The organism is Sphingobacterium multivorum, from assembly GCF_900457465.1.
GTDB lineage: Bacteria > Bacteroidota > Bacteroidia > Sphingobacteriales > Sphingobacteriaceae > Sphingobacterium > Sphingobacterium multivorum.
On sequence record NZ_UAUU01000011.1, the window covers coordinates 1,520,066 to 1,538,880 of the forward strand.

Annotated in this window: 11 protein-coding genes, 1 tRNA gene and 2 pseudogenes; 11 read left to right on the forward strand and 3 right to left on the reverse strand. The window is 41.5% G+C overall.

The annotated features are described in order from the left end of the window. Positions 1 to 36: 36 nt before the first annotated feature. The 10 genes and pseudogenes from DTA23_RS23895 (at position 37) to DTA23_RS23945 (ending at position 13,720) form a co-directional block, all read left to right on the forward strand. Positions 37 to 116: transfer RNA gene (locus DTA23_RS23895), tRNA-Leu, on the forward strand. Between the two features lie 631 nt (positions 117 to 747). After that, entirely contained in the window at positions 748 to 1,173 is a 426-nt protein-coding gene (locus DTA23_RS23905) for an aspartyl protease family protein (protein ID WP_112376226.1), read from the forward strand. A gap of 16 nt (positions 1,174 to 1,189) precedes the next feature. Then, a complete protein-coding gene (locus DTA23_RS23910; RefSeq protein ID WP_172462503.1) occupies positions 1,190 to 2,062 on the forward strand; it encodes a PDZ domain-containing protein in 873 nt (290 codons plus the stop codon). Between the two features lie 528 nt (positions 2,063 to 2,590). Then, the gene (locus tag DTA23_RS23915) at positions 2,591 to 3,982 is read left to right on the forward strand and encodes an RtcB family protein (RefSeq protein ID WP_112376586.1); all 1,392 of its coding nucleotides are present in this window, start codon (positions 2,591 to 2,593) and stop codon (positions 3,980 to 3,982) included. Between the two features lie 5 nt (positions 3,983 to 3,987). Then, positions 3,988 to 4,611 carry a peptide chain release factor H gene (gene prfH, locus DTA23_RS23920; RefSeq protein ID WP_112376228.1) on the forward strand — a complete coding sequence of 208 codons (624 nt, stop codon included), beginning with the start codon at positions 3,988 to 3,990 and terminating at the stop codon, positions 4,609 to 4,611. A gap of 271 nt (positions 4,612 to 4,882) precedes the next feature. Further along, positions 4,883 to 8,116: a SusC/RagA family TonB-linked outer membrane protein gene (locus DTA23_RS23925; RefSeq protein ID WP_070565349.1), complete on the forward strand. Its 3,234-nt coding sequence runs from the start codon at positions 4,883 to 4,885 to the stop codon at positions 8,114 to 8,116. 45 nt (positions 8,117 to 8,161) lie between these two features. Further along, positions 8,162 to 9,673 (forward strand): SusD/RagB family nutrient-binding outer membrane lipoprotein, encoded by a 1,512-nt coding sequence (locus DTA23_RS23930; protein ID WP_070565667.1) that lies wholly within the window; start codon positions 8,162 to 8,164, stop codon positions 9,671 to 9,673. A gap of 435 nt (positions 9,674 to 10,108) precedes the next feature. Beyond that, the gene (gene prpB, locus DTA23_RS23935; protein WP_112376229.1) at positions 10,109 to 10,984 is read left to right on the forward strand and encodes a methylisocitrate lyase; all 876 of its coding nucleotides are present in this window, start codon (positions 10,109 to 10,111) and stop codon (positions 10,982 to 10,984) included. A gap of 10 nt (positions 10,985 to 10,994) precedes the next feature. Further along, positions 10,995 to 12,146 (forward strand): bifunctional 2-methylcitrate synthase/citrate synthase, encoded by a 1,152-nt coding sequence (prpC, locus tag DTA23_RS23940; RefSeq protein WP_112376587.1) that lies wholly within the window; start codon positions 10,995 to 10,997, stop codon positions 12,144 to 12,146. Positions 12,147 to 12,267: 121 nt separating this feature from the next. Next, a pseudogene (locus DTA23_RS23945) lies at positions 12,268 to 13,720 on the forward strand (bifunctional 2-methylcitrate dehydratase/aconitate hydratase). A gap of 201 nt (positions 13,721 to 13,921) precedes the next feature. On the opposite strand, the gene DTA23_RS23950 reads toward DTA23_RS23945, so the two are convergent. The 3 genes and pseudogenes from DTA23_RS23950 to DTA23_RS28130 all read right to left on the reverse strand — a co-directional run bounded on the left by DTA23_RS23950 (position 13,922) and on the right by DTA23_RS28130 (position 17,237). Then, positions 13,922 to 16,033: a 3-hydroxyacyl-CoA dehydrogenase NAD-binding domain-containing protein gene (locus DTA23_RS23950; RefSeq protein WP_112376230.1), complete on the reverse strand. Its 2,112-nt coding sequence runs from the start codon at positions 16,031 to 16,033 to the stop codon at positions 13,922 to 13,924. Between the two features lie 28 nt (positions 16,034 to 16,061). Next, a pseudogene (locus DTA23_RS28125) lies at positions 16,062 to 16,786 on the reverse strand (acyl-CoA dehydrogenase family protein). Then, positions 16,740 to 17,237 (reverse strand): acyl-CoA dehydrogenase family protein, encoded by a 498-nt coding sequence (locus DTA23_RS28130; RefSeq protein WP_218565458.1) that lies wholly within the window; start codon positions 17,235 to 17,237, stop codon positions 16,740 to 16,742. The pseudogene DTA23_RS28125 and the gene DTA23_RS28130 overlap by 47 nt, the downstream one beginning before the upstream one ends. A 318-nt stretch (positions 17,238 to 17,555) precedes the next feature. Between DTA23_RS28130 and DTA23_RS23960 the strand changes: the two genes are divergently transcribed. Next, on the forward strand, positions 17,556 to 18,734 hold the full coding sequence (locus DTA23_RS23960) for a thiolase family protein (RefSeq protein ID WP_112376231.1): 1,179 nt from the start codon (positions 17,556 to 17,558) through the stop codon (positions 18,732 to 18,734). Positions 18,735 to 18,815 lie beyond the last annotated feature (81 nt).

The window sequence follows — 18,815 nt, forward strand, 5'->3', positions numbered from 1 at the left end:
TAAAAAACCTACTTTTGCATCATCCCAAACGGATATGCCCGGATGGCGGAATTGGTAGACGCGCTGGTCTCAAACACCAGTGGGAAACCGTGCCGGTTCGACTCCGGCTCCGGGTACTGAAAGCCTCTTTACGTATCGTAAAGAGGCTTTTTTTATACACCTATGTTTTTCTGACCTGATGATTTCGACAATACCCCGATAATAACTTATCAAGATAGACAATATAACGGATATATCCTAATACCAACGTATACCTAATACCAGTTTTTAAGCAGTTTTTAGACAGTGATTAGTCATTACTTATTCAGTTGTCACTGAGCAAGTACTGAACGAGCACTGAACAAGCACTGAACAAGCAGTGTCTAAAGAGCTAATCTGATCGCTCTTTGATCCGAATTTGCTACAATAGCTATAGCTTGTTCTTTGGTGTTTCTTCGCTTATTACAGGGACTTTCATTAGACCTTCCTGGGTATTCGTTCGCTATTTCTCTGGTGTTTCCTTGGTGTTTCTCTGGTATTTCTTTGGTCTTTCTCTGGTCTTTCTTTGGTGTTTTAACGATAAAATGCCAATAAAAGAGCAATAAAAGAGCAAAGAAACGGTAACGTAGGTGTAATCCTCAACCAGACTTGTAGATAAGAAAGATAAATTGCCTACCGTTGAATTGGCATTAAGACGGGTTTTTTTTTATAAACTTTCTTTAATCTGAATTTTCTTGTTTAAATTGGAAATACCAAATATAAACTTGGATGAAAACAGTTTTTTTATCGCTGGCACTGTTGTGTTTTTTCATGACGCAGGGACAAGTGGGGTTTGTCTTGAACGGGAAAAAGAATGTCAAAATTCCTTTTCTTTTTGTTCATAACCTAGTCATTATACCTGTGCAAGTAAACGGGTATATGATGAACTTCCTGTTGGATACAGGTGTTAAAGAAACCATGATATTTGGGGAAACATTAAAGTCAATTGATAGCGCTGTTTTTGTTAATAAGTTTCAGGGCTTGGGTCGGGAAGAGGGTTTGGATGGCTATTTATCCATCAGCAATCACGTGAATATTGCAGGCGTATATGAAGATTCGGATCAACCGATCTATATTCTTCAAAACGCTCATATTGATATTTCTACCCGGATCGGCGTGGAAGTGAATGGAATTATGGGTAGTCGTTTTTTTTGAAAACCAAATGATCGAAATGGATTTTCAAAAACATCGCATCACCTTATATCCTAGAGCGAACAAGCCTAAGGGGCTTGAGAAGATGCAGCGTTTGCCCTTGGATATTTTAAACAGTCGCCCCTATACTTCGGTTGCTTTTAAACAGGGCGATGTGGCTATTGATGGTCGTGTATTGATCGACATGGGAAATAGCGATGCCTTAATGCTTATTCCTTCCAAGCTAAATAATTTTGATATTAAGCCTCCATTTATTGATGACTACATAGGGCAAGGATTTAACGGTGAGATTTATGGAAAAAGAAATCGAATCCGATCGCTCGAACTTGGGCCGTTTACAATGGATTATCCCCTCGTAGCCTATCCCGAATTGAGTTCGTTACAGCATGCAACATTTGTGAGCGAAAGGGTAGGTTCCATTGGGAATGAGTTGTTACGCCGATTTAAGGTCGTATTCGATTACCCCAACAAATCCATATACCTTCATAAGAATAAAGATTTTGATCGCTTTTATTATTTGAATATGAGTGGCTTAGAAATTATCCACGATGGCATTAAATACGAAAAAGAAGAAATACCCGTGGTTCTGCAAACAGATGGCGGTACAGAGGTAAGAATGGGCAACAGTGTGCAGTATCGCTTTGTACTACGGAATATGTATAAAATTGCGACGGTTCGTGATGGTTCGCCTGCGGCAATCGCAGGACTAATGCCGGGAGATAAGGTTATAAGGATCAATGGTAGACCTGCATCTTCATTTTCCCTGGAGTCGATCCACAATCTTTTTAAATCAGAAGAGGGAAAGGAAATGCGTTTCCGCGTAACCAGAGGCGGGAATACACGCGACTTTAAATTTGTGCTAAAGGATCCACTTCCATTTAACCCAAATTAAATTTTTGCAAATATGAAAAGTTTAAATAAAACTTATTTATCTTTGCTGTCAAGAATAGTATTATAACAATTAAACACGAAGAGATATGTTGGTCGCCAAGATTATAACACCGCAAGCTTTTAAGGCAAATGGATTTGCTGAAAGCAATCTTCGTGCTTTTTGTCATAGTTAAGACATTCTTCAAAATTGGAGCACATCGTGTTTGTTCAATCCGCTGGAATGAATAATCGGATCGCTTCACTTCTTTTGGAAAACCAATTAATACAGATGAAAAAGCCGAAGTTCATTCGGGCTTTTTATTTTTCCTGATTTTCGTTTCTATTCATACAACTTAGACACTTTAGGGGCATATGGCTTTCTGAAAAGCTGTTTATAATCCGCTCTTTCGCACGAATTAACTGTGCATAATGAAGAGCATTTGTTTAATAGATTCGTTATCTCTAAAAGAATATTCCCGAAATTTTTTCAAAAATGCTGCCGATTTCTACGATGGAATTGGTGGCTAATTATGTATGTTTTTTACAAAAAATGGGAAGTAAATTATCTGGAAAAGATCTAATAAAAATAGGTTTTCCACAAAATAATATAGTTAACACAGCTTTGGGACTGATCACAAGGTATCGAAAGAAAGAAAATAAAGAAACCATTCTTCTTGAACTTGCTGAGCTTTTAGAAGCTCCGAAGCGATTTATGGAGCATAAAATATGGGGAAAGCTTTCTGAAGGACTGGTGCAGCCCATAGAAATACGTGTCCGGGAGCTGAGCGCGCATAGAGCTCCATTTAACATATTTGGAGCAAATGAAATTGATGAGCAGGCGAAAAGACAATTGTACGATGCATTGCAATTGCCTATTTCAAGGCAAGGTGCATTGATGCCAGATGCGCATACAGGTTATGGGCTTCCCATCGGTGGGGTCCTGGCTACAGAAAATGCCGTTATACCCTATGGTGTCGGGGTGGATATCGGTTGCCGGATGAGCCTGTCGATATTCGACTTACCTGGCAGTTATTTTAAAGGACGAGAATTTCAACTGAGAAATATATTGAAGGAAAATACCAAATTTGGTTTAACCGACACGCATCGTGAGAAGTCTGATCACATCATTTTCAGTAGGGCGGAATTTCAGGAAATCCCGCTGTTAAAATCCCTGTTGGAGAAAGCTTATAGGCAATTCGGGACTTCTGGCAGCGGAAATCATTTTGTCGAAATGGGCATTGTTGAGCTTCATACCGTGCGGAACGAATGGGGGATGGATCCCGGGCAGTATTTGGGGATTTTATCCCATAGTGGTTCTCGCGGCCTGGGAGCACATATCGCTAAACACTATACGAGTCTGGCTGCCCAACTGTGTCCATTACCTCGTCATGTGCAGCATTTGGCCTGGTTGGATTTATCAACCCAAGAAGGACAAGAATATTGGATGGCAATGAATTTGGCAGGGGACTATGCCCAGGCCTGTCATACGGATATCCACCGACGTTTGGCTAAAGCACTTGGATGTAACCCAGTGGTAACGATCGAAAATCATCATAATTTCGCATGGAAGGAATTCGTGAATGGTGAGGAATATATCGTTCATCGGAAGGGAGCAACTCCTGCTGGAAAGGGTGTATTGGGGGTGATTCCCGGCTCGATGACAGCACCGGGGTTCATTGTGGAAGGGAGGGGAAACCCCTTAAGTTTACAGTCGGCATCCCATGGAGCGGGGCGGGTTATGTCGAGATCTGCCTGCAAAAATAATTTAACAAAAAGCGCCATGTTGAAAGATCTGGAAGCATGTGGTGTGGAGTTGATCGGGGGCGCGTTGGATGAGTCGCCACGTGCTTATAAAGATATTCATCGGGTGATGAAATTGCAGGAGGAACTGGTGAATGTTCTCGGAACGTTTAGTCCGAAGATTGTACGCATGGACAAATAAAGGTGATGGAAGAAAGGTATTTACAGGTTTCTTCGGGACGAGGTCCTAAGGAATGTAATATGGCTGTCCGGCTAGTATTCGATAGACTCGCTGTTGAAAGCCGTAAAGTTGGTGTAGAAGTCACGGAAATAGAAAGAGAAGACGTTGATGGACTTCCTTGTTCGTTAATCGTCAGATTGAGCGGAAGAGATATGGAACAATTGATTGATCATTGGGTTGGTACAATCTGTTGGGTGTGTAAAAGCCCCTTTCGTCCTTTACACAAACGGAAGAATTGGTTTGTCGACGTTAAAATGTACCATCCTGGGGAAAAGGAAAGGCTGTTGGATTTGAAGGATGTATATTTCCAAACAATGCGGAGTAGCGGCGCAGGTGGGCAGCATGTCAATAAAGTAAGTTCTGGCGTCAGAGCTACGCATGCACCGACAGGGGGGAGTGTTCAGGTGATGGATACGAGATCCCAATTGCAGAATAAGGAGATCGCAATGCTGCGCTTGGCTGCACGTCTTCGGGATTTAGGGCAGGCCAAGTTAAACGCGACCAAAGTACAAAAATGGAAAGATCAAATCGAGGTGTCACGGGGACAGGCAAAACGCGTCTTTCATGGACAAAAATTTATTGAAAAGTAAGTTATTTTTACTGTTTTACTGAAGCGAAAACCCTTGCTAGTATTTTGGCAAGGGTTTGTTTTTTAGCGTTAATCTTTTTATTTGAAAAATGCTCGCGGTTTATTTGTGGAAGGTCAATGATTTAAATTTAGCTGTGTTAGACTTGTAATATTTTAACATGTGATGTTAAAATATGGGTAATATTGGTCAATATCATAGCGTGCTCTGTTTTAACATTTGCATAATTTAGATTTTATAAAAGCATTTTAAACTAACTAACAGAGACTAGCTTATGAACAAAAGAAGTATTGCAATACTAGCATCCAATATACTAGTATGTTCTGCGCTTTATGCCCAAACAGCACTTAAAGGTAAAGTGTTGGATCAGGATGGCAAACCAATACCAGGGGTATCGGTAACCATTCGAGGCGGTGCCGGCACGCAGACAGGAATTGATGGTGGATTTTCATTAACATATACAGGTGGAGGAGTTTTAAATGTCACTGCAGTTGGTTATAAATCCAAGCAGTTTCAACTGAATAATCAAACGAATTTAAGCATTACATTAGAATCTTCAGCGGAGAATTTAGACGAAGTGGTGGTTACCGCATTAGGTATCACAAGAGAGAAGAAATCGTTGGGTTATGCCATGCAGGAGGTTAAAGCCAAGGAATTGACAGATGCCGGACAACATAGTCTAACAGGAGCATTGGCGGGTAAAGTTGCAGGTGTCCAAATAAACCAATTTGGTGGAGCGATCGGATCTTCAGCGCGTATTTCGATCCGCGGAAACACGTCGTTACAGGCAAACCAGCAACCGCTTATCGTAGTGGATGGTATTCCTATTACAAATAACTCTCAGCGTTCCGGAGATAATACCTATACTGGGGTGGATTACGGCTCGGGTCTAAACGACATTAATCCAGATGATATCGAAAGCATCAACGTACTGAAAGGTGGGGCAGCAGCACTATACGGTATGCGTGCTGGTACAGGCGTTATTATGATTACCACAAAATCTGGAAAACGGGCCGAAAACGGAGTCCAGATTTCATACGATGGTAATTTTTCCATCGACAGAGCCGCCAATTTACCGAAGTACCAAAATTTATATGGTCAAGGATCACGGGGGGATGAATACAGTTTTAAGAAATTTGGTGGAAATCTATCTTATCAGGATTATGTAACGCAGAATTCATTCAGTTACGTTGATGGCACAGGAAACATTGGTGTTAATGATAATATCGATGAATCTTGGGGGCCTCGCATGGACATTGGTTTGTTGATACCACAGTTTAACAGTCCGGTTGTGAATGGTGTACGCCAGGCAACAGCATGGAATTCACATAAAAACAATGTTAGAGAGTTCTTCCAGACAGGTTTTTCCCAAAACCATAATGTTTCATTGCTTTCCAAATCAGATCGATCTTCTACACGTGCATCTATTTCCTTTAGGGATCAAAAGGGAACAGTACCTAATACAGATCAGAAAAAATATACTGCCCAGCTGAACAATGAATATAAGGTTAGCGATAAAGTGTCTTATGACATTATGAGTAACTTTACGCGTACAGAAAGTAACAACTTGGTCACGCAGGGATATGATGCAGCAAATCCAATGAACGGCCTGATCTGGTTTGGTCGCCAGGTGGATATGCAAGACTTGAAAAATAATTGGGATCAAAAAGATGCGCAAGGGAAATATACCTATTACAATTGGAATTCCGCTTATCATATGAATCCTTTTTATACGATGCATGAATCCCGTAATGCGATGAAGATGAACCGTGTTTTCGGTAAGACATCCTTATATTATCAACCTTTTGATTTTTTGAAATTTGAGGGACGTGTAGGATTGGATTACTATAACACACATATGTTTGAGACGACTTATTTTAACTTTGATAACCAAGATGGTAAGTTCAATGACATAAAAAATAGCAATTCCGATTTTAATGCAGATTTTATCGCGAATTTCAATAAACAATTTGGGGATTTGAGTTTGACAGGTATTTTGGGTGCTAACTACCGCGATTATCAATATGAAACAAGTACACTAGGGGCCAAAGGATTAAATGTATTAGGCGTTTATACGATTGCGAATAAAATAGGAGATGCCTACACGTTTATGGATCATTCGAAAGGCCGATCCAATTCGGTTTACGCTCAGGCAAATTTGGGCTGGAAAGATCAATTATATTTGGATCTGACAGCACGGAATGACTGGTCATCGACACTACGGAAATCCTTTTTCTATCCTTCGGCAAGTTTAAGCTGGATTCCGACAGCTTCATTTGAAGGTCTGAAAAGTGATTATTTGAATTTTTGGAAAATGCGATTTAATTTGGTGAAAGTAGGTAACGCTACACAACCTTATCAAAATGGAAACTATTATTATGCACAAACAGATGCTTATAATAACCTAGCGCAAATGTACAAGAGTATGGTCTATGCGATCGAAGGCCTGGAACCTGAAGCTATCACTTCTTATGAAATCGGTACTGAGCTTGGATTATTCAAAGACCGTCTTCATTTAGACCTTACCTATTATCAAAAAATAAATAAAAAACAATTGCTTCCAGTGACGACCTCCAATGTGGTTGGGTTTAGTAGTATCTTCTTAAATGCGGGAGAAATTCGAAGCAAGGGTATTGAAGTTCAATTACGCGGTGATATCCTGAAACGTGAAGACGGATTGAATTGGACAACAACTGTCAACTTCTCAAAAGATAATAACAAGGTTGTTGAACTTTATCCTGAATTGGGCTTGAAAGATTACAGACAGGGTTGGACTTGGGGGATCTCCAATATGGCTTCTGTGGGGCGCCCTTGGGGAAGCTTGGTTGGCCCCGGTTACGATCGTGTAAAAGATGGACCGATGAAAGGTGCTATTAAAGTGGGTTCTAACGGTCTGGTTTCTACACCGCTTGATGGTCAAGTGATTGGTAATGCTGTGCCGGACTTCTTGGCTTCGATGCGTAATGACTTCACCTTTAAAGATTTTAGATTTGGCTTTATGCTCGATTTTCGTAAGGGGGGAGATATTTGGTCACAAACGATGTCCCATGGTTATGCGACGGGTATAGCTGAAATCACTGCTGCGGATGGCATTCGTGAAAGGGCAATTGTAGCAGGTCGGGACGTGATGAAGAATGAACGATTTGCAATGTCGGACGGAAAAGGAGGCTGGGTTGCAAATACCATAGAAACGTCAGCGCAGGACTGGTACGAAAATGGCGGGATTGCCGAAATGTATGTTTTTGATGGTTCTTTCCTGAAATTAAGAGAGGCCTATATTTCGTATAATTTACCAAAACATTTATATAGTAAAATAAAAGGGATTAAGCGGGCTAATATTTCTGTAACGGGTACCAACTTAGCCTTGCTTTGGGTGCATAAATCAAATACGATGCGGTTAGATCCCGAAGCAGGAGGTGTATCTAGCGATTCTAGAGGTGTAGGATTTGAGCAAGCGACAGTTCCAAACTCAAGAAGTATAGGTCTTAAACTTGGTTTTACATTTTAATTAATACATAAAGTTTAAGATATAGAACCCCAAAAAATTATGATTATGAATACTTTCATTAAAAAATTTAAATATACGCCTTTGTTAGCCGTTCTTTTGGTGACAGGTTGTACCAAAAATTTTGAGAAAATTAATACCGATCCGGATGCTTTAAATGACGTTCCACCACAAAATATGTTGGTCAACGTGATGCGAAATGCCGGAGACCAGTTTGGCGGTGACGTTGATGGTTATGGTACATTTGCTGGATATATTGTTAAAATTCAATATCCGGATAACCTGAGTGGATTGATTCCGACAAATAATACCTATGGCAATCGTTGGGCTGCTTGCTACTATAATATCACCCAAATGAAAGACCTGCTTAAAAAGACAGAAGCCAATGCTGAAGGGTATAAAAATACAAGGGCTATAGCAAGAATTTGGAATAACTACATGTGGTCTTATTTATTGGACGGCTGGGGTGATATTCCATATTCAGAGGCATTTAAAGGACGGCCAGAAGATGGTTCGGTATTGAAAGCCAAATATGATAAACAGGAGGATGTTTTTCCCGCAGTTTTAGCGGATCTCAAATCAATTGCTGATGAATTGGCGGCTGGTATTGGAACGGATGATGTTGGTAACTATGACGTCATCTATGGAGAGGCTAATAGTGGTAGTCCGGATGTAAAAACACAAATGTTAAGGTGGCAGAAGTTTTGTAATTCGCTACGCTTGCGGATGGCAATACGCATTTCTTCCGTTGCTCCGGCATTAGCTAAATCTACAATTGAGGAAATTGCTGGAAATAAGACAAAATATCCATTAATTGAGACCAATGCGGAAAGTTGTCAAATGTTTTTCCCTGGAAATCTGCCTTATATGGAACCTTGGTATGAGTCTGGCATTTACGGTAAACGCATCAACAATTGGGGAATGTTTGATATTTTTATCAATCATTTAACGGAAACGAACGACCCTCGGATTGAGTCGATCGCTCAGAAAAATAATGCCGGTAAATATGTTGGGTTTGTTAATGGTTCGTTGACTAATCCTTCCCCTTCAACGTCAATTTCATGGATTGGACTCCATTATATCAATAACCCTGCTGGGGCAGTACCTTTTTATAAAGCCTGTGAAACTTATTATATGTTGGCTGAAGCCGCATTATTAGGTTATAATGTTGGAATTACAGCTAAAGCAGCCTATGAAACAGCAGTTAGGCTATCTATGGAAGATAACGAAGTTGCTGAACCAGCTGTGAATGCTTATTTAGCCGGAGCGGGAAAATTTGATGGGTCGAAGGATCGTATCTATTGGGATATGTGGGTCGCTTTATTTAAAGAAAATTTTGAAGCCTGGAGTTTGTATAGAAGGACGGGAATTCCTAGCACCAATTATCCTTCAAAAATTCAAAATTCAGCAACTCCACATACAGACCAACCATTTCGCCTGCCTTATCCGAATAATGAATACCTATATAATACGGATAACGTTACAGCAGCTGCGCAAGGGACTGTGGATTATAACTGGGGAAAACGCTTATGGTGGGCTAAAAATAACGGTAAAAACTAGTTTAAAATGCTTTATTGAGCGGGTATCGAAAGATCCCGCTTTTTTTTTGCTCGTTTTAATGACAATTTTACCCCTTCGGTGCAAGACGTCCTGCCAACCTTTCTGATAAAGCCTCAACATCAAAAGTTGGGGCTTTTTGATTGCTAATGTATCCTCCCTTAGAAAAAATAGTACACGGTTGTTAAGGCCATTTAGCAGACTGAGGGAAAGCTTTAGCGTCTGAAATAATTTATTTTTAATTAATAGGGACTATTACCGTATTTTCTTCTGTCATTGACCTTTAATGTAGAAAATAATTTGTTTTATTGCGGTGATAATTAGTATCTTTAAGAGGAAGGGCCTCAAAAGAATTCCTTCGGACTAAGTAAACTTAAGTAGTCGCTGTAACCTGTATCTAAAGGAGGTTATAGGGCATGGAATTTCAAATTCGATATTATGATAAAATCCCCGGGCTTCCTTTTTAAGGAAGCGATCAAGAATGAAAAACCATTACAAATTGTTGGAGCGATCAATGCGAATCATGCTCTTTTGGCTGAACAGGCCGGTTTTAAAGCTATTTATCTTTCTGGAGGTGGTGTTGCAGCAGGTTCTCTTGGGATTCCGGATCTTGGGATTACAACACTTCAGGATGTTTTGATTGATGTGGATCGCATTACAAATGTGTGTAAGCTTCCTTTGCTGGTGGATATTGATACTGGCTTCGGTCCTTCGGCATTCAATGTGGCACGTACAATAAAGTCTTTAATTAAAGTGGGCGCGGCGGCAGTACACATGGAGGATCAGGTGGGAGCTAAGCGTTGTGGGCACCGGCCTGGGAAAGAGCTCGTCTCTCGATCTGAAATGGTTGACCGTCTGAAAGCGGCGGTGGATGCACGCACGGATGAGCATTTTGCCATTGGTGCACGTACAGATGCACTGGCTTCCGAAGGCCTTGAGCTTGCTTTGGAAAGGGCAGTGGCTTATAAAGAAGCCGGAGCGGATTTTATTTTTGCCGAGGCGGTGCATCATTTGGAGCAATACGTTCAATTTAGTGCGGCAACAGGTCTTCCGATTTTGGCGAATATCACCGAATTTGGACAAACACCGTTGTTTGGCCTGGATGAACTTCGTCACGCGGATGTTTCTATTGTCCTTTATCCGCTATCTGCCTTCCGTGCAGCTAATAAAGCCGCTGCAACTGTTTATCGTCATATTCGGGAAGATGGGGGGCAGCTGAATGTGATCGACGATATGCAGACGAGAGAGGAGTTATACAGAAGTATCGATTATTATGCTTATGAAAATCGATTGGATCAATTGTTTAACAAATAATTATATTCAGATGGAAGAGACAAACGGCGCAGGTTTTAAGCCTAAAAAAAGTGTAGCACTCTCTGGTGTAACAGCTGGTAATACGGCTTTGAGTACTGTCGGAAAAAGTGGTAATGATCTGCATTATAGGGGTTATGATATTTTAGATCTGGCGCATCAGGCAAGTTTTGAAGAGGTTGCTTACTTACTTATTTATGGAAGTCTACCAACACAGGCACAACTCGTCACGTATCAAAGTCAGTTGATCAGTCAACGTGGCCTACCTATTACTGTTCAACAAGTCCTTAAGCAGTTGCCATCTACAGCCCATGCCATGGATGTTTTACGGACTTATGTTTCGTTTTTCGGTAGTGTATCGCCAGAAAAGGATAGTCATCCCATTGCTGGTGCACGGGATATTGCAACTCGTCTGATGGCATCGATGGCTTCAGCACTGTTGTACTGGTATCACTTTAGTCAGCATGGACGTGAGGTGCAGGTTGAGACTTCGGACTCCACTTTAGGCGGACATTTTCTACATCTCCTGCACGGAAAGGTTCCATCGCCGTCTTGGGTGAGAGCGATGCAAATTTCACTTAATTTATATGCGGAGCATGAATTCAACGCATCCACATTCACCGCTCGGGTAATTGCAGGAACAGGATCAGATATGTATTCCTGTATAGCAGGGGCAATAGGTGCGCTACGTGGACCTAAGCATGGCGGAGCCAATGAGGTCGCTTTCGAAATTCAGAGTCGTTATGCAAATGCTGATGAGGCGGAAGAGGATATCCGAAGACGATTGGCAAATAAAGAAGTCATTATTGGATTTGGCCATCCGGTGTATACGATCTCGGATCCAAGAAATCAAGTGATAAAACAAGTTGCGAGAGAGCTGTCGGAAGAAGCAGGAGACATGACACTCTACCTGATCGCAGAGCGGTTGGAAAAAGTTATGTGGGAAGAAAAGAAAATGTTTCCGAACCTGGATTGGTACTCCGCCGTGTCCTATCATATTATGGGGATTCCAACGGAGATGTTTACGCCCTTATTTGTTCTCTCACGTATAACAGGCTGGTCAGCGCATGTTTTTGAGCAACGTCAGGATGGAAAAATTATCCGGCCGAGTGCAAACTACATTGGTCCCGATGATAGACCTTTTGTACCTCTTTCCGAACGGTAAATTTGGATTAATGAAAGGTGTTTAAAGTGCTTTTTGAACAGGGGGGAGAGGAAGAATTTAGCGCATAAAAAAAACGAATTATATTAATAAATAGAACGATAGTCTTATACGAAATACACGAATGAGTTCAGCAATATCAAATGAAAGACCACAACCGGATCAGGTTTTAGTGGACATTGTGGATTATGTCCTAAATTATAAAATTGAGGAAAAAGTTGCTTGGAATACAGCATTTTACTGTTTTCTCGATACCATCGGCTGCGGCTTGGAAGCATTGACTTATCCTGCCTGTACTAAATTGTTGGGGCCAGTTGTGGCAGGGACCGTTGTACCGAATGGTGCAAGGGTGCCGGGTACAAATTTTCAATTGGATCCCATTCAGGCTGCCTTCAATATCGGCACGATTATTCGATGGCTGGATTTTAATGATACCTGGCTAGCTGCAGAATGGGGCCATCCATCCGATAATTTAGGGGGAATTTTAGCTGTCGCAGATTGGTTGAGCCGAACCGATATTGCGAATGGTCAAAAACCATTGAAAACTAAAGTGGTGCTCGAGGCAATGATTATGGCTCATGAGATACAAGGTGTTTTGGCGCTTGAAAACTCGTTTAATAAAGTGGGTTTGGACCATGTTATTTTGGTTAAGGTAGCTTCAACAGCGGTGGTAGGTAGGCTCCTTGGTCTCACAAGAGAGGAATTGCTCAACGCGGTTTCTTTGGCTTTTTGTCGATGGACAAGCTTTACGCACTTATCGGCATGCACCAAATACAGGTAGCCGAAAATCATGGGCAGCCGGAGATGCAACTTCACGTGCTGTTCGACTGGCCATGATCGCAAAAACAGGAGAAATGGGCTATCCATCTGTTTTGACAGCTCCAATCTGGGGATTCTACGATGTATCCTTTAAAGGAAGTGCATTTAAATTTCAACGTGGTTACGGATCATATGTGATGGAGAATATTCTTTTTAAGATTTCTTTTCCCGCTGAGTTCCATGCACAGACTGCAGCCGAAGCAGCAATGTTACTTCATCAGCAATTGAAGGAATTCGGAAAAAGTACTTCGGATATTGCCCGTGTTACCATTCGTACACATGAAGCGGCTATCCGGATTATCGATAAAAAGGGGCCTTTGCACAACCCTGCAGACCGTGATCACTGTATTCAGTATATGGTTGCTGTGCCGCTGATCTTTGGACGTCTGACAGCTGAAGATTATGAAAATCATATCGCTTCTGATCCAAGAATTGATGCACTGCGCGATAAAATTTATTGTATCGAAGATACTCAATTCACCCTTGATTATCACGATCCACAAAAGCGGGCGATATCAAATGCTTTGACCATTGAATTGACTGATGGGACCTTATTGCCTGAGGTAGTTGTCGAATACCCAATAGGTCATCCAAGAAGGAGGGCAGAAGGAATACCTAAGTTAATTGAAAAATACAAAACAAATCTTGCTCGGGTATTTTCTGAAAAACAGCAAAAGAAAATACTTGCAGCTACCTTGGACTACGATACTTTTCTCGAACAGGATGTTTCGCGTCTCATGGATTTGTTTGTGCGCTAATGATATAGCTAGGGCGACTCACCCTATTTGTCGCCCTAGCTTTTGTTTAGTACTTTATAACATCATTACGCAATTATATAGAATATTTAGTTTTAAAGATGTAATCCTTTGTTTGGTAGTTTTTTAACCCTTTAATGGTTATCTATTAGGGTAGCATTTAATAGGTGCTAGACAACTTCTTCAGTTGAGCACAGGTCGGTTTTAAGACCAGTTTGAGTCGAAACCATTATAAAATCTGAAATCTTTATCTGCCAGCTCTCTTAAAGATGCTGGAATATCCCATTGTTCACCGTAGGGCTGAAATAGTTGACATTCCGAAACGAATAGAGGAAGTGTTGTGAGATCGATGTGACCGAATACCCCCCCTGTATGGCTTGCATAACCAACCCCTAAGATGGAACCAATGTCGCCATCGATGGGTTGATGAAGTACACCTTCTGCGAGGCATCGGTAACTATCCAATGCCATAACATGCAATAAACGCTTACGGATAATTGTAGCTGTTATATTTTCCTTTACAGATGCAATTATAGGGTTTTTCCAAATTTTCTTCTTTTTGGTTTCAGTGCCATAATCGTAGAATCCAGCGCCTGATTTTTTTCCTTTTCTTCCTTGATCCACCATACCTTTGAGGTAATTGTATGCGCGCTTTTGGCTGGCATGTAGTTGTGGAAGTTGATCATACACGTGGAGCATTAGCTCCAAGGAGATTTCGTCTAATACCGCTAAGGGACCTACGGCAAAACCTGCAGCTATCGCTTCCTCTTCAATAAGAGTTGGAGAGATTCCTTCCAATACCATTGTAATACCCTCCAGTAAATAGTTGAAGAAAATACGCGAGGTGAAAAAACCTGGACCGTCTTGTACGACTATCGGAATTTTATTGAGGCGTAAAGCTGTGGCGAGTGCTTTCTCCAACGTTTTTTGCGCGGTTTGTTTACCACAGATGATTTCGACAAGAGGCATGCGGTCAACAGGAGAAAAGAAATGCATGCCGATAAAACTCTTAGGTTCGGTGCTTGCTTTCGCAAGCTCCGTAATGGGCAATGATGTCGTATTTGTCGCGAAGAACCCATTTTCACTTAAATAGGGTAAGCTTTCTTGTGTGACATTAGCTTTTAGGTGGAAATCTTCAAATACAGCTTCAATAATACAGTCAGATCCATTCAGATCACTGACTTGCTCCGTTGGTTTTATGCGTGCAAGCAATTGCTCCCCTTGGGATGCGGTCATGGCCCCTAAAGCCAGTGATTTTTCACAAACCTGCTTAGCATAAGCTTTGCCGCGTTGGGCTTGGGAAATTGTAACGTCTTTTAAAGCAACTTCTATTCCCGCCCGGGCCGCCTCATAAGCGATCCCCGAACCCATCATTCCAGCACCCAGAATGCCTATTTTTTTTAGGCTATAATCCTCAAAATGGTTTATACTTTTGGGTGATTTCGCCAATTGGACACCATAATGAAGTGTACGGACCATGCTGAGTGGCTCGGGACGTTTTAATACGTGCAGGTACAAGTTTGCTTCCTGCTCGGCGGCCTCAAACGGTGTAGATAATTGTTTTTTTTGTAATAATTCAATAACTGCATTTGTACCGGGGTATAAGCCGCGTGCTTTTTTTTGGATAGCGAGAATTGCTTCAGGCCCCAGTTCGTCCATTTGTTTTGTGTGCTGGTTGGCATCAATGCTGGGAGGATGAAGAATCCAGTTTTTTGCTAAAGATAGGCAATCGTCCGGCTTCTGCGCCAATTCATTGATTAACCCAAGTTGATGTGCTTCTTCACTGCTCACAAGTTTGTTTTGTGTCAGCAGACTTAGGGCATTTTCAGTACCTATCAATGCTGGCAAATAGATCGTTGCACCAAAAGCCGTAAACAAACCATACCTACTTTCCGGAAAGCCAAACTGAAGTGTTTCGGAGGCGATACGATAATTAGACCATAGCATAGTCGCTAGGGCAATCGCAGTACAATTGTTAGTGAAAAGAGAGACAATTGGCTTTTTAAACGTTTCCCAACGCAAAACTTTTGATGTAAGCTCGAATAAGTCCGAAGGGCTCGAGCGGCTCGAAGAAAACTGCCTAAATAATTGCGCATACTCAATTTTTTCGTCTTGAATCGGGCAAGTGTATACGACGCCTACCGTATCTTCCCGTTCGAGAATGAACGTAACCAAATCGACAAATTGTGTGAGATAGCCTATCATATCCAACTGCTCTGGAGCTGCTGCCGATAGAGGTTGGATTGTAATGATATGATGATTATCCTGTTCTACACGAAAGAGAGGGTGTGTCCTATAAGATTTATTTTCATCCATTGTATTGGTCCTGATTTTTAAAAGCTTTCTATTGTTTGGACTTTCCGGATTGATAAGTCACATGATCTATTGTCATTTTCGCGATAATTTCGAGCATGATTTCTGAGGTTCCTCCGATAATGGTGCCGACACGGACATCGCGATATAAACGTGCGATTTTATAATCTTCTGTAAAGCCATAACCGCAAATAATTGGAGACATTGGTTTACGACATTGACGGCGAGCTCACTTGCTTGTAGCTTCGCTATGGAACATTCTTGGACTGCATATTCGTTTTGGTCTTGGAGATCACAACAATGGTAGACAAAGGCTTTCGTGGTAGCAATATTGGCTGCCATTTGTGCGATCCGGTGCCGTATGGTTTGAAATTCCTGGATCTTTTTTCCAAAGGCTTCGCGTTGTGCGATATAATCAAGCGTATACTGAAATGCGGATTCTGCGGTAGCGAGACTATGAACAGCTGCGGTAAGCCTTTCCAACTGAAGTCCATCCATTAAATAGCGAAATCCTTCTCCGGCAATGCCAACAAGGTGAGAAATAGGGACTCGCACATTATTAAAACCTAGTTCGGCAGTGTCCGAGGCGTGCCAACCTAATTTATTGATTTTGTTTGAAGAGACTCCGCTTGCATTTCTGTCAATAATTAACAAGCTTATTCCTTTTGTTCCTTGGTCAGGAGCCGTTTTGACTGCTGTAATGAAAAAATCACCGTAGTAACCGTTGGTAATAAATGTTTTTAGATCCGTTGACAATATAAAAATCTCCGTCGCGGACAGCTGTTGTTTTGATCTGCTTTACGTCAGAACCAGCCCCAGGTTCAGTAATAGCAACAGCGCTGATCATATCACCAGCAATAACCGGTTTAAGATAGCGTGCTTTCAGATCTTCTGATCCATATTTCAGTAGGTATGGAGCCGACATAAACTGAATGACAAGCGCGGAAATGGTAAATCCGCCAGAAAAACAATACGATAATTCTTCGCAGAGTATCAAGGAATAATAAAAATCGAGTTCTAGTCCGCCATACACTTCTGGATAATTGAGACCCATAAATCCCATATCACCCATTTTCTTCCACACTTTCCGGTCGATCTCCCCCTGTTTTTCCCAATCATCGATGTAAGGTGTAATCTCTTTTCGAATAAATGCGCGAAGTGTATCGCGAAAAATCTGATGTTCAGCTGTAAACCGGATTGTCTGCATAATCGTTTATCTTGCTTCTGGTTATCTTATGTAAGGGGGCCTCTTGAATGCCCGTCCATTAGGATGTTATCTAAACGAATTTAACGAAAAGGCTTGGCTTTTTGCAAATTTTTATTCTTTATTTTTCGTTTAATAGTTTAAGTAGGGAAGTTTTTGGGTTGTTTTTTTTCTATTTATTCTGTTTTTATAAAAAAAATAAAACCGACTTGTTGTGGGGTATCTGTTATATTTTTTATCTTTAAGATGAGGAAGGGCTGTTGCGGATACGCTTAGGATAGGCCTCCTAATTTTAGCAAAACAATTATAAATTTTTATATCATGTCAAAAAGCGTATTTATCGTTGCAGCGAAACGTACACCAATTGGAAGCTTTGGTGGAGCGCTATCGTCAATTTCAGCCACGAAGCTCGCAGCCCGGGTTGTCCGAGCGGTTGTTGATGAAGCTGGAATTGCCAGTGATTTAGTCGACGAGATTATTATGGGGGCTGTTTTGCAAGCTGATTTAGGACAAGCACCGGCTCGACAGGTTGCTCGTTTCGCCGGTTTATCAGATCATACAACTGCAACAACCATCAATAAGGTATGTGCAAGTGGCATGAAAGCCATAGCGGTTGCTGCGCAGAGTATTCTATTGGGAGATGCGGATGTTGTGATTGCAGGGGGGATGGAAAGCATGAGCAGGGTACCTTACTATGCAGATGCTATGCGCTGGGGTGCTAAGTTTGGTGCTCAAAGCCTGAGTGATGGCTTGCAACGCGATGGCTTGAGTGATGCTTATTCAAATGATGCCATGGGAGTCTTCGCGGAACTATGCGCCGAAAAATATCATATTGGTCGTGAAGAACAGGATAATTATGCAATAAGTTCCTATAAAAGAAGTCTCGATGCTTGGCAAAAAAATAAGTTTTTGAGCGAAGTCCAACCTATAACGGTACAGAGTCGAAAAGGAGAGGTGCTTGTTTCGCGGGATGAAGAGTTTTCTCAGGTCAATTTTGACAAGATACCTGAGCTTAAACCCGCTTTCAAAAAAGAGGGGACTGTAACTGCAGCGAACGCATCGACGATAAGTGATGGAGCTGCTGCGGTACTGCTCATGTCTGGTGAAAAATTGGAAGAACTTGGACTTGTCCCCTTAGCCGAGATTATTGCTTATGCTGATGCTGAACAAGTGCCAGAATGGTTTACGACAACGCCTAGTATTGCCACAAATAAAGTATTAAAAAAAGCAGGCCTTACCATTGATGATATTGATTATTTCGAATTTAATGAAGCCTTTTCTGTTGTCGCTTTGGCAAATGCACAAATTTTAGGCTTACCCTTGAACAAAGTAAACGTTTATGGGGGGGCGGTATCTTTGGGGCATCCATTGGGATGTTCGGGAGCTAGAATTGTGGTAACACTTAGTAGTATCTTAAGACAGGAAGGGGGATCATTAGGACTGGCTGCGATATGTAATGGTGGCGGTGGTGCCTCTGCCATGGTTATTAAAAAGATTTGATGCTTCTTCCAGCATAAGAATGCATTAATCTTATGCTGGAAGAAGTTCGGTTTTATTGAATTCGGTTGTTATTAACCATCT